Source organism: Thiocystis violacea, assembly GCF_016583565.1.
Taxonomy (GTDB): domain Bacteria; phylum Pseudomonadota; class Gammaproteobacteria; order Chromatiales; family Chromatiaceae; genus Thiorhodococcus; species Thiorhodococcus violaceus_A.
This window is the reverse complement of the sequence record NZ_NRRF01000003.1, coordinates 1-12023: the sequence shown is the minus strand read 5'-3', so window position 1 is coordinate 12023 and position 12023 is coordinate 1. Positions and strand designations below refer to the sequence as shown.

General features: G+C 66.5%; 10 protein-coding genes and 1 pseudogene. 4 read left to right on the top strand and 7 right to left on the bottom strand.

Features of this window, described 5'->3' with window-relative positions; translation table 11 throughout:
- Positions 1 to 3 precede the first annotated feature (3 nt).
- Together CKO23_RS01685 and CKO23_RS26675 are read left to right on the top strand one after the other, a co-directional pair.
- Entirely contained in the window at positions 4 to 1578 is a 1575-nt protein-coding gene (locus CKO23_RS01685; protein WP_200328015.1) for an ATP-binding protein, read from the top strand.
- A gap of 94 nt (positions 1579 to 1672) precedes the next feature.
- Positions 1673 to 1834, top strand: a pseudogene (locus CKO23_RS26675) (DUF4351 domain-containing protein); the annotation flags it as partial.
- A gap of 80 nt (positions 1835 to 1914) precedes the next feature.
- On the opposite strand, the gene CKO23_RS01675 reads toward CKO23_RS26675, so the two are convergent.
- From CKO23_RS01675 to CKO23_RS01665, 4 genes are all read right to left on the bottom strand, one after another.
- Positions 1915 to 3687: an AAA family ATPase gene (locus CKO23_RS01675; RefSeq protein ID WP_200328013.1), complete on the bottom strand. Its 1773-nt coding sequence runs from the start codon at positions 3685 to 3687 to the stop codon at positions 1915 to 1917.
- 232 nt (positions 3688 to 3919) lie between these two features.
- Positions 3920 to 4396, bottom strand: a complete 477-nt coding sequence (locus CKO23_RS26515; RefSeq protein ID WP_346014543.1) for a hypothetical protein — start codon at positions 4394 to 4396, stop codon at positions 3920 to 3922.
- Between the two features lie 19 nt (positions 4397 to 4415).
- Positions 4416 to 4634, bottom strand: coding sequence for a sigma 54-interacting transcriptional regulator (locus CKO23_RS26510; RefSeq protein WP_346014542.1), 219 nt, complete (start codon positions 4632 to 4634; stop codon positions 4416 to 4418).
- Positions 4635 to 4998: 364 nt separating this feature from the next.
- The gene (locus tag CKO23_RS01665) at positions 4999 to 6075 is read right to left on the bottom strand and encodes an AI-2E family transporter (RefSeq protein WP_200328012.1); all 1077 of its coding nucleotides are present in this window, start codon (positions 6073 to 6075) and stop codon (positions 4999 to 5001) included.
- 132 nt (positions 6076 to 6207) lie between these two features.
- Here CKO23_RS01665 and CKO23_RS25270 point away from each other — a divergent pair, with 132 nt between their 5' ends.
- Positions 6208 to 6405, top strand: coding sequence for a hypothetical protein (locus tag CKO23_RS25270; RefSeq protein WP_207168392.1), 198 nt, complete (start codon positions 6208 to 6210; stop codon positions 6403 to 6405).
- A 62-nt stretch (positions 6406 to 6467) separates the two neighbouring features.
- Here the strand turns inward: CKO23_RS25270 and CKO23_RS01655 are convergent, their stop codons facing one another.
- The 3 genes from CKO23_RS01655 to CKO23_RS01645 form a co-directional block, all read right to left on the bottom strand.
- Positions 6468 to 7892: a glutamate--cysteine ligase gene (locus CKO23_RS01655; RefSeq protein WP_200328010.1), complete on the bottom strand. Its 1425-nt coding sequence runs from the start codon at positions 7890 to 7892 to the stop codon at positions 6468 to 6470.
- A gap of 139 nt (positions 7893 to 8031) precedes the next feature.
- Positions 8032 to 8694 carry an N-acetylmuramate alpha-1-phosphate uridylyltransferase MurU gene (gene murU / locus CKO23_RS01650; protein ID WP_200328009.1) on the bottom strand — a complete coding sequence of 221 codons (663 nt, stop codon included), beginning with the start codon at positions 8692 to 8694 and terminating at the stop codon, positions 8032 to 8034.
- A gap of 3 nt (positions 8695 to 8697) precedes the next feature.
- Entirely contained in the window at positions 8698 to 10452 is a 1755-nt protein-coding gene (locus tag CKO23_RS01645; protein WP_200328008.1) for a SulP family inorganic anion transporter, read from the bottom strand.
- Positions 10453 to 10754: 302 nt separating this feature from the next.
- Between CKO23_RS01645 and xthA the strand changes: the two genes are divergently transcribed.
- Positions 10755 to 11573: an exodeoxyribonuclease III gene (gene xthA, locus CKO23_RS01640; protein ID WP_200328146.1), complete on the top strand. Its 819-nt coding sequence runs from the start codon at positions 10755 to 10757 to the stop codon at positions 11571 to 11573.
- The last annotated feature ends 450 nt before the right edge of the window (positions 11574 to 12023 follow it).

Here is a 12023-nt window from a genome sequence, read left to right as displayed (position 1 = left end):
GAGATGCGCTTTTTCACGACCGAGGGGCCAGTCCGGGCCGAGGACCATTATTGTCTGCCGCCCCTGCAGCGCTGGGATCTAGCCGAGGTCCAGACGCTCATCGACCAGGAAAAATATTTCCTGCTCCACGCCCCGCGCCAGACCGGCAAGACGACCTGCCTGCTGGCGTTGATGGCGCATTTGAACCGGGAAGGCCGTTATCGGGCCTTGTACGTCAATATCGAAGGTGCGCAGAGCGCGCGCGAGCAGGTGGAGGTGGGGATGGCCACCATCTGCAGCGCCATCGGTCGCTCGGCGCGTCTCTATATCCAGGACGGGCGGCTCGACGATTGGTATCGGAACGGCGGGGCCGATTGGCCCGCCGGGGATCGCCTGATGCGCCTGCTGGAATTCTGGGCCGCGTCCGACCCGCGCCCCGCGGTGTTGCTGCTCGACGAGGTCGACGCCCTCATCGGCGATACCCTGATCTCGCTGCTGCGTCAGCTGCGGGCGGGCTATCCCCAGCGCCCGCGGCATTTCCCCCAGACCCTGGTCCTGTGCGGGGTGCGCGATCTGCGCGACTATCGCATCCATGCCAGCGCCGAGGCCGCCGTCATCACCGGCGGCAGCGCCTTCAACATCAAGGCGAAATCGCTGCGTCTCGGCGATTTCAGCGCGACCGAGGTGACGGCCCTGCTCGGCGAGCATACCGCCGAAACCGGACAGCTCTTTACCCCCGGGGCGCTCGCCAGCGTGTGGGATCTGACTCTGGGCCAGCCGTGGCTGGTCAATGCCCTGGCCTATGAAACCTGTTTCGAGATGCCCGAGGGCCGCGACCGCACCCGCCCGATCGGGGCCGACCTGATCGATCGGGCCAAGGAAAACCTGATCCTGCGCCGGGTCACCCATCTCGACCAGTTGGCCGATAAATTGCGCGAGCCCCGGGTGCGCCGCGTGATCGAGCCGATGTTGGCCGGTACCCTGCCAGGTGTGGTGCCCGAGGATGACCGGCAGTATCTGGTGGACCTGGGTCTGCTGCGCCGCGACGGCAGTGGTGGGCTGGTGATCGCCAACCCTATCTACCGTGAGGTGTTGCCGCGCGCCCTGGCCAGCGGGCCGCAGGATTCCCTGCCCCAGATCGCGCCGAGCTGGCTCACGCCCGCCGGCGAGCTGGACGCGGACGCCCTGCTGACGGCCTTTCTCGCCTTCTGGCGTCAGCACGGCGAGCCCCTGCTGGGCAGCGCCCCCTATCACGAGATCGCCCCGCATCTGGTGCTGATGGCCTTTCTGCAACGGGTGGTCAATGGCGAGGGGACGCTGGAGTGCGAATACGCCATCGGACGCGGCCGCATGGATCTCTGTCTGCGCTATCGGGCGGTGACGCTCGGCATCGAGCTCAAGGTTTGGCGCGACGGTGCCCCCGATCCGCTGACCGAGGGCCTGGCGCAGTTGGACGGCTATCTGGCCGGACTCGGACTGGATGGCGGCTGGCTGGTGATCTTCGATCGGCGCGCGGGACAGGCGCCGGTTGGCGAGCGGCTGGCCAGTCGCGAGGAAACCAGCCCGCGGGGTCGGCGGATTCGGGTGGTGCGGGCCTGAGGACCAGGCCAGCCCATGAGACGGCCCTGCGCAATCTGCTCCAACGTCGCGGTTATGCCAGTCTGGAGGCCGTTCGCGAGGAGGGCGAGTCGCGTTTGTCCTGCGATTGGTCGATCGTTCGCTCGCCGCGCTATCCGAGGCGAATCGGCAGCGGGTGCGCCAGCTGCATCGCGATGTGCTGACCGCATTGGCGCAAGCATCGCAAGATTTTCGCGAGTGCGCCGATCTGACCCTCTGGCTGGATCGCGAGGGTTAGGCGGGGACGCCGCGTCCTCGCCGCACGCGGCTTGTGCCGCGTTTCCGTGCCATTCGGATCAGAGCGTCTTCCCGCCGCGCTCACCACAGGAACCGCACCAGCCCGATGCAGACCAGGGCATGGGTGCGTAGCTTGAGCCTGTCGCCGTAGATCCCTTCCAGGGTCTTGCGATAGCCGGCGAGCTGGGTTTCCGCCTCGGCCAACAGGGTCGCCACCTCGGGTCTTTGCCGCAGCTCCTCCCGCGGCATGGTGGCCAGGGCCTCGCTGTCGAGGCCCGGCAGGTCGCCGAGCTTCAGGTGCTTGAATTCGACCACATGGTCGAGCAGGGCGTACTGACGCCGGTCCGGGCGCACGATCAGCGACAGGTCGCAATAGCCGCGCGCGATCGCGGTCTCCGAATCCATGATGTAGGCGATGTCGTTGAACAGCGTGATCAGGAAGGCGGTCTTGACCACCAGCTCGTTGGACCAGCGCAGGTCCCGGTTGTCGAACACCGGCAGATAGCGCTGCTCGATGAAGTCGCACAGTGGCTCGAGATCGCCCGCCGCGTAGAAGCGCTCGCTGACGGCGCGCCGTTCCCGGTCCAGATCGTAGCCCGGCAGCAGCGCCTCCTGGATGCGCTCGACGTAGAGCTTGCGCACCACCAGGTTCGGAATGCGCAGCTGTAGATTGCCCAGTGGGTCGCGACCGCTGTAGGTGAGCACGCCGAAGAAGTAGAGCAGTGAGGCGAGGAAGCCGTGGGTCTGGGGGGCATGGAGCATGCGCTCCACGCCGAAGCGCTGCTCCAGACGATCGACGCTGAGCGGATGGGCGGTATCGAGCGCGGCGCTGACCAGTGCCTCGCCGTGGGGCAGACGGGCGATGTATTCGATGCGGTTGCGGTCCATGGCCAGGTTGTTGTCGAGCATCTCCTCGGGGTAGCGGCATTGCTTGCTCAGGTGCTCGAAGAAATAGAGGGCCAGGGTCGGGTTGTAGATCTGTCCACCCTCGGGTTCCAGCGAGAAGTTGTAGCCGTTGTAGAAGGTGCGCATCAGATCGAGGGCCTCGCCGGCCCGCTCGGGGGGGAGATCACAATCGACAATGACCTGGTCGAGCACGGCGCGGATCTCCGCCTCGTGAAAACCGCACAGATCGGCGTACTCGGGCTCCCTGGAGATGTCCTTGACCACGTTGTAGCCGCTGGTGATGTCCGCCAGCACCACCGGCGAGACCCCGGTGATGAACACCCGATCCAGGCCGCGTCCCTCGGCGGCGTCCTTGACGGCCTTGAACAGGGTCTTGATGGCCCCTTCGCCACCGATCAGCTCCCGATAGCGACCTTCGCCCTTCTGATGGCTGACCAGCACCTCGTTGGCGAAGTTGTCGTATTCGTCGATCAGCAGGTAGAGCCGGTGGGGGGTGCGGGAGATGGCGGCCAACAGCGACCCGAGGGAGGCGATGGCGTCTGCCTGCACCTCGACATCCCCTGGAATTCGATCCCGGTATTTGTCGACGGCGGCCTGGATCTCGACATTGATATGCCGATGCAGCGCCGCGCGGATAGCCTCGGCATCGCCCATGGGATCCACCAGCGAGAAGTTCCATTTCATGATGAAGTAGCTGTTGCGCCGCGCGGTGGGCGCCTGACCGATCTTCAGGTGCCCGAACAAGGGCGCGAAGTGCTCGGCCTTGGCCAGGTCGTAGTAGTTCTCCAGCGTGGACAGCCACAGCGACTTGCCGAAGCGGCGCGGGCGCAGCAGCAGGAGCTGCTTGCCGGCCTCCTCGATGGTACCGATGCGATCGGTGCGGTCGATGTAGAGATAGTCTTCCTCGACGACGGCCTGGAAGTTGGCGAGACCGTAGGGAAAGCGCATGGTGTCGACTCGTTCGGGTGGAGAAGCCGATGCAGAAGCCGGCGTCATTGTCCGCTCGCCGGTACGCGGATCGCAAATCTGGTTCGCGTTTTCGACTCCCGAGCTAATTGACTGCCAGGAGGGCATTGAGTCAGCGTCTCCCAGGGGCACACCCAGTGGATCACCGCGGAGCTTGCGGCACAGGATTCGCTTCGCGCCGTCGGCGCTTCTGGCTCGCTGCGTCCTCCTGCGCTCAATCGCTCGTCTTGAGGCCGTACTTCCGCACCCGATAGCGCAGTTTCTCGCGCGTGGTGCTCAAGACCCGGGCGGTCAGACAGACGTTGTCGGCGTTCCGCTTCAGGAAGGCGGCGAGAACATGGCGCTCCATGGCTTCCAGACTCAAGCTGCCGTCCAGCGGCAGACAGATCCGCTCGCCATCAGCCACGGCGCCCGGTGGGTCCGTGCCGGGCGGCGCGGCCGCCTCGCCCAGATTCAGCCAGCGTTCGGGAAAGACCGGGCCGTCCGCCAGCAGCACGCAGCGCTCCACCAGATTGCGCAGCTCGCGCACGTTGCCCGGCCAGTCGTAGGCGCCGAGCCGGCTCCAGACGGACGGCGGGATGGTCTCCACCCGGTGGCCGGAGCGCAGATTGAATTCGTGGATGAGCACCGGCAGCAGTTCCTCCAGATCCTCCTTGCGTCGGCGCAGCGGCGGCAGCTCCAGGCGAAACATCGCGAGGCGGTGATAGAGGTCAGCGCGCCTTGGCGCCGCTGAAGGCGCCCGCCTCGTGACCGAAGAGCTCGGCCTCCATCAGCTCGCGCGGCAGCGCGGCGCAGTTGACCTCGATCAGTGGACCCGAGGCGCGCGGGCCGCTGTTGTGCAGGATGCGCGCGGCGAGCCCCTTGCCGGTGCCGGTTTCGCCCGTGATCAGGAGGGCGGAGAAGGGCACGCTGGCAAGACGGCTCAGCATCTCGCGCACCTCGCTCGCCGCGCGGTGCGTCGATCATCGCCGTCATGCTGGTTGATGACAATCAGGCTGGCGCAGATCGACCAAGGACTTTCCCACTGGTGTTCGAGCAGGGAGCATTGCGGTGATTCTCCGCGCCGAGTGAATCCCGCGGTCGGTGGATTCATGGAGGAGTCCGCTCGGAGGCCGCTGAAATAGGCGGTCCGGATTCTGCCGGACCAGGATCCCAGGTCCGGCCCGCAGGGGAACCGCGGGCGCAGTGCCGGCGGATGCAAAGGGCTCTGAGTCGGCTCCTGCGTCCCGAATCGCCAGCCAGAGCCGAATCCGTCCGATTCGGCTTCCCAGCGCGACAGACCCAAACCCGCCGTCACGCGATCGACGTCGGGGTGTCTTCCTCCGTGGCGTTCGGCCAGGCGTTGAGGATGGCCTCGACCAGCGTCGCGAGCGGGATCGCGAAGAAGACCCCCCAGAAGCCCCAGATCCCGCCGAAGATGAGGATGGCGACGATGATGGCGACTGGATGCAGGTCGACCACCTCCGAGTAGAGCAGCGGGACCAGTACATTGCCGTCCAGGGCGTGCAGGAGAAAATAGACGGCCGCCAGCCAGCCGAGCTGGGCGGACCAGCCCCATTGGAAGGCGGCGACCAGCATCACCGGCACGGTCACGACCGCGGCGCCGACGTAGGGGATGATGACCGACAGCCCGACCAGCAGGGACAGCAGCATGGCGTATTTGAGCCCGAAGACCGCAAAGACCGCAAAGTTCGCGACCCAGGCGATCAGAACCTCCCAAGCCTTGCCGCGCACATAGTTCGAGATCTGCCGGTCTACGTCGATCCAGATCGCGCCGACGAAGCCGCGATGCTTGGACGGGAAGCGCCGGCGAAACCAATTCAGGATGAGTTCCTTGTCCTTCAGAAAGAAGAACACCAGCATCGGCATGAGGACCAGATAGACCAGGAGGGTGATGAGGTCGACCACGCCCGTCAGCGACCAGGAGAGCAGGTGCTGCGCCGATGACATGGCGCCGGAGCGCATGGAGTCGGTCATGGAATCGAGCCCCTCGGTGGTGACCAGGCCAGGGTAGCGGTGGGGCAGGGCCATGAGCGACTGCATGCCCTGCGTCAGCATGTTCGGCAACTGCTTCGCCAACTGGGCGATCTCGACCGAGACCAGCGGCAGGACCCCGAGCAGCAGGACGGCGAGGAAGAGGACGAAAAGCACGTAGATCACCACGACGCTCCCCCGTCGGGGTAGGCCACGCCGCTCGACGCGCTCGACCAATCCCTCCAGCAGGTAGGCGATGACGATGCTGGCCAGCACGGGTGCGAGCATCTGCCCGAAGGTCGCCAGGATGGCGATGACGCTCAGCAGAATCAGCGCGAGGGCGACCAGTTGCGGGTCGGAGATGAAGCGCTGGAACCAGTCTTTGACGATGTTCATGAGAGAAGGGCGGTCCTCTTGGATTGAGGTTTCATGGGGCGTCTGTGCCCGACGGCGTCGCGGCGGCAGAGTTGGCGATGGTCGGACGGCGATCGCTCAGCCGATTCGCACGCGGTAATCCTTGCCGAGCCATTGTCCATCCTCGCACCAGCGCCAAGTGAGCGTCAGCGCACACTGTCCGGCAAGTCCGGCCGCGCCGAGGCGAGCGCCCTGAAAACCGGGACCGAGGTCGCGGGTCTCAAGATCCCGAGTCTGGCGCCAGTCGCCCAGACCGATACGCAGCTGGGCGGGTCGCGGAAGGATGAGGCGCAGGTCGGTTTCACTGGGTAGCGACGGGGTGGGCGACTGGGCCGACCAGACCCAGGTCGGAGTTCGTCCAAAGGCCCCTCGCATCACTCCGTGAGTGTCCACGCGTGCACGGGCTGCCCGCTGGCTTGATGCGCGAGATAGGCCCCGGTCAGTCCCGCCATGTCCGGCCCGTGCCGCGCCACCCAGGCGCGCTGCCAGCGCGCTCCCGTGCGCTTGCTGCTCAGGCGGGCGGCGATGATGCCGAGCCAGTGCTCGACCTCGGCCGGATCGACGCCGAGGTCCAGCAGACCCTGGCGGGCGCGCGGCAGCAAATCCTCCGCGAGGACGCGGGCAACCGGCAGGATCCTGCCGTCCAGCCAGGGGATCTCGGCGTCCAGACCGTCGCGCGCGCAGGTGTAGAAGCCCTTCTGCGCATGCAGAAACATCAGTTGGGTCTCGGGTGGTGTCTCGGCGCGGGCAAGATTGCGCATCATGCCGAAGTAGAAGGCGGCGTTGGCGATGGCGTCGGGCACCGAGGGGCCGGCGGGGACGACGCGGTGCTCGATGCGCAGGTGCGGGCGTCCGTCCGGCTCGAAGCCGATCAGCGGGCGGTTCCAGCGCCAGATGGTGCCATTGTGCAGCCGCAAGTGCGGGAGTTGCTCCGGGGGATCGTCCATGAGGTGCGGGAGCAGCACCGGGTAGCGGTCGAGGTTGGACTGAAAGGTCTCCAGGATCGAGCGTTGGGCGTAGCGAAATCCGAAGTTGACCCGTTCCTGCAGCACGGCGCCGCCGACGGAGACGGCCTGCTCGAACAGCGGGATGCGCGTTTCGTCCCAGAGATCGCGGCCGAAGAGGTAGGGCGAGTTGGCGCTGATGGCGACCATGGGACCGCTGACGATCTTGGCGGCGTTGTAGACGCGCGCGGCCTCGGCGGGGCCGACCTTGAGGTGGATCTGGAAGGAGGTGGCGCCCGCCTCGAGCATGACGTCGTGCCAGGTCAGCTCCAGGCGGTCGCGCCCTTCGATCAGCAGCGTCAGCGGGCGCTCGTGCCTCAGGGCGAAGACCTGCTCGTTCAAGGCGCGGTAGCGCTCGCGCGGCGTCATGAATTCGAGGGTCAGGTGCTCGGGGCGCACCGTGGGCAGGATCCCGATCATGGCCAGGCGGCTGCCGAGCCCGGCCGCCGCCGCGTTGGCGTGAGCCAGTGTCGCCTCAAGCTCTTGCGCCAGCTTGGAGAAGACCGCGCCCTTCAGCGGCCTCGGCGTGCCGTTGAATTCGACATTGAAGGTGGCGAGCTCGGGAACGATCAGCGGGTCATCCAGCCGGGCCAGCAGATCCTCGACCTTGGGGGCCGGCGTCGCGTCCGGCGCGACCAGCCACGCCTCCAGCTCGAAGCCGGCGGTGGGCTCGCCCGTGTCGAACAATCCCTCTGACAACCAGGCCTCAAGCAGTCGGGTCTCCTCGCGCAGGCGTGTCGAGAAGCGACTGAAGTCCCGTTCGGTGAAATGCGATGCGGCGATATCCTGGCCCATGCACGTTCCCCAGCGGTGGTTGGCGTGGCCAGATTATGAGGGCGCCGGGGCTGGATGGCGTGGGTTTTTGGTTGTTTGGAGCCTGAGGCGGCTTGCTGCTTGGCGGCGGGACGCCCGCATCGCGCGGGCTGAGGCCCCGCTACGCCTGCGTGAGCATGCGATCCAGCTCGGCCAGCCGCTGCGGCGTGCCGATGTCCAGCCACTGTCCGCGATGATGTTGACCTCCGACCTTGCCCTCGCGCATGGCGTTGCGCAGCAGCGGGGCCAGTGGAAAAGCGCCGGGCCGGCAGCCGTCGAAGAGCCCTGGGTGGTAGAGCCCGATACCGCTGAAGGTGAGGCGGGGTTCACCGTCCGGGTGGACGCGATCGCCACGCAAGGCGAAGTCCCCGGAGGGGTTGTGCTCTGGGTTGTCGACCAGGACCAGGTGGGCGAGATCGCCGGCGCTCAGCCGCAGGCTGGCCGGGTCGATATCGGTCCAGACGTCGCCGTTGACCACCAGAAACGGCGCCTGCCCGAGCAGCGGCAGGGCGTTGAAGATGCCGCCGCCGGTTTCAAGCGCCTCGGCCTCGGGCGAATAGCGAATCCGCACCCCGAGCGCCGCCCCGTCACCCAGCGCCTGCTCGATCTGGGCGCCGAGATGGGCGTGATTGATCACCAGGTCGCGGATGCCCGCCGCCGCCAGTCGCTCGATATGGTAGCCGATCAAGGGCTTGCCGCCGGCCTGCAGCAGGGGTTTGGGCGTGTGGTCCGTCAGCGGCCGCATGCGGTTGCCGCGGCCCGCGGCGAGAATCATGGCCTTCACGCCTCAGCTCCGGCATTCGCGGAAGATCCGCTTGTCGCAGGTCGCGCAGACCGACTTGTCCAGCTTCTGGTAGATGCCGCGCACAGCCGCCGTCTTGGCTTGAAAGACGTTACGCACGCCGGTGTCGTCGAGACAGCCGCAGCGCTCCAGCGCATCCCAGAGGCCCTGCTTGACGTTGATCAGGTACATGCCTCCGCCGTCGGCGCGTCGCCTCAGCATCTCGCGCGTCAGCGTCTGTCCGCCCTGCAGGTCGACGAAATTGATGCCATTGGCGATGAGCGCCAGGTGCTTCTGCTGGGGATGCTCGGCGCGCAGACGATCGAAGAACTGCTCCACATGCGCCGCGGAGCCGAAGAAAAGGGAGCCGTCGATGCGCAGGAAACGCAGCTGCGGACACTGTGGCACATCCGGATCACTGGAGAAGGCCTGGTTCGGCGACCGGGAGTCCGGGGCCATGGTGACGATCTTAGGCTTGGAGGTGCGCTCCAGATAGAGCACCAGGGACAGCAGCACGCCGGCGAAGATGGCGAACTCGAGCTCCAGGAAGATGGCCGAGAAGAAGGTGACGGCGAGGATCGAGGTCTCGCGCTTGGATGAATGCAGGATATGGCTGATCTCCTTGAAGTCGATCAGCCCCCAGGCGACCAGGAAGAGCACGCCCGCCATGGCCGCCTTGGGCAGATAGCTCGCGTAGGGCGCAACCAAGAGCACGATCGCCATCAGCATGACGGCGGCGAAGATCGAGGCCAGCGGCGTGCGCGCGCCGGCCTCGTAGTTGACGCCGCTGCGGTTGAAGGAGCCGGTCGCGACATAGCCGGAGAAGAAGGAGCCCGCGATGTTGGACAGCCCCTGGCCGATGAACTCCTGGTTGCCGTCGATCCGGTAGCCGCCGCGGGCGCCGAGCGCGCGGCCGATGGACACGGCCTCCGTCAGCGCGAAGAGCGTGACCGCCAGGGCGGAGGGCGCGAGTTGACGGATGTTGTCCAGCGTCAGCACGGGGGCCGAGAGTGGCGGCAGCGTCGCGGGGAGCGCGCCAACGGTGGCGATACCCGTCACCTCGGCACCGAGCAGGAGGTCGAGGACGACGGCCAGCAGGCTCCCGCCGAGCATGGCGACGATCATGTAGGGCACCTTCGGCAGCCAACGTTTGCAGGCGATGCCGAGCGCGAGCGTGACCGCCGCGACCAGGGTCGCGATCGGATTGATCTCCACGAGGTGCTGTCCGAAATTGAAGAGGATGTCATGGAGATGGCCGCCGCTATCCATCTCGACACCGAAGAAGTACTTGATCTGCTTCGCCGCGATCAGCACGGCCGCGCCCGCCGTGAAGCCGACGACGACCGAGTGCGAGATGAAGTTCACCAGCGCACCCATGCGCGCGAAGCCGAGCGTCAATTCCAGCACGCCCACCATGAAGGTGAGCGTCAACGCCAGGGTGACATAGTCCGGCGTGCCCGGCACCGCCATGATGGAGAGCGCCGAGAAGAGCACGACGGAAGCCGCGGTGGTCGGGCCGGAGACCAGGTGTCTCGACGAGCCGAAGAGCGCGGCGATGATCGCCGGCACCATGCCGGCGTAGAGCCCGTATTCCGGCGGCATGCCGGCAATGGTGGCAAAGGCGACGCCTTGCGGCAGCACCACGATGGCCCCGGTCAGCGCCGCGATGAGATCGGCCCTGAGGTCGTCGCGTCTGACCTGCGGGAGCCAGAGCATGAAGGGAACCATCCAGGCGAAATGATTGGAGCGAAGCGTCTTCATGGGGCGATGAAGTCCTGGTCGAGTCGTCATGACGGGCTGCGGGATTCAGGCGCTGGGGACGTCGATCCGGGCGGGGTCCGGCCTGAGGTGGCCGGCGGCGGATAGAGCGCGCCGGCAGCATGCAGTAGGGGCGGATATATTAGTGAGTTCTAAGGAAGAAGAACATAGCGGGTCCGCGCAGGGACATGCGGCTGCGCGTCCTCGCGCGGCGTCGGCGTCGGCGTCGGCGTCGGCTGATTTGGATGGCTCGTGGCGTCATGCTAGCCTTCCGGCAGACCTCGACCTATTGGAGATACCCCGCCGTGCTCAAGATCGCGTCCTTCAACATCAATGGCATACGTGCCAGGCCGCACCAGATCGAGGCATTGAAAGCCATGCACGATCCGGACATCGTCGGCCTGCAGGAGTGCAAGGTGGCGGACGAGCAATTCCCGCTCGACTGGGCGCGCGGCCTTGGCTACGCCACGCACATCCACGGCCAGAAGGGTCACTACGGCGTCGCCCTTCTCAGCAAGCTCGAGCCGCTCTCGGTTTTCAAGGGCTTTCCCGGAGACGAGGCGGATGCCCAGCGCCGCGCCATCACGGGTCGCTACGCCCTGCCGGGGGGCGAAGAGGTCGTGGTCATCAATGGCTACTTCCCCCAGGGCGAGAGCCGGGATCATCCGGTCAAGTTCCCCAACAAGCGCCAGTTCTACGCGAACCTGCTGGCCTATCTGCGCGAGGCCTTTGCGCCGGACCAGAACCTCGTGGTCATGGGCGACATGAACGTGGCGCCCATGGACCTCGACATCGGCATCGGCGCCGACAACGCCAAGCGCTGGCTGCGGACCGGCAAGTGCAGCTTCCTGCCGGAGGAGCGCGAGTGGCTCAAGGCCGTCACGGACTGGGGGCTGAGCGATGCCTATCGCGCGCTCCACCCCGAGGCCGACGACCGATTCAGCTGGTTCGACTACCGCTCGCGGGGCTTCGAGCGCGAGCCGAAGCACGGCCTGCGCATCGACCACCTGCTCATCTCGGCGCCCCTGCGCGAGCGCCTGCTCGACGCCGGCATCGACTACGCGATCCGCGGCATGGAGAAGCCCTCGGACCATTGCCCGGTGTGGATCAGGCTCGATCTCTGACGCGGCGCCGCCCCTTGCCGCCGAGGCCTGGCTCGACGGTCGAAATCCGCTGCAAATTCGGGTTTGGCGGGCATTCGCCCCCCCGCGCGCGACAGCAGCAGCGACAGCAGCATTTCGTGGTTTTAAGTGCCCGCTACCCAGGACTCGAACCTTCAGCATGCGCGACAAACGAGACTCAGAGTAGGTCTTAATCCCCTTTAGAACGGGTGGGTCGATCATCCTTCGGACCCGTCGTCTTCGGTAGGGTGGACAAGCGCAGCGCAGTCCACCAACAACGGCGCGGGATTCGGTGGACTTCGCTCTCGCTCGTCCACCCTACCGGTACCGGGTGGCCGCGGGTGCTTACGCACCCGCGGCTCCCACAGATCCGGACGTGCGGGACTACCGCATCCGGCTCCTCGATTGAGCGCTCGCTGCACAACACATGTCGCACACCCGTTGGACCCTGAA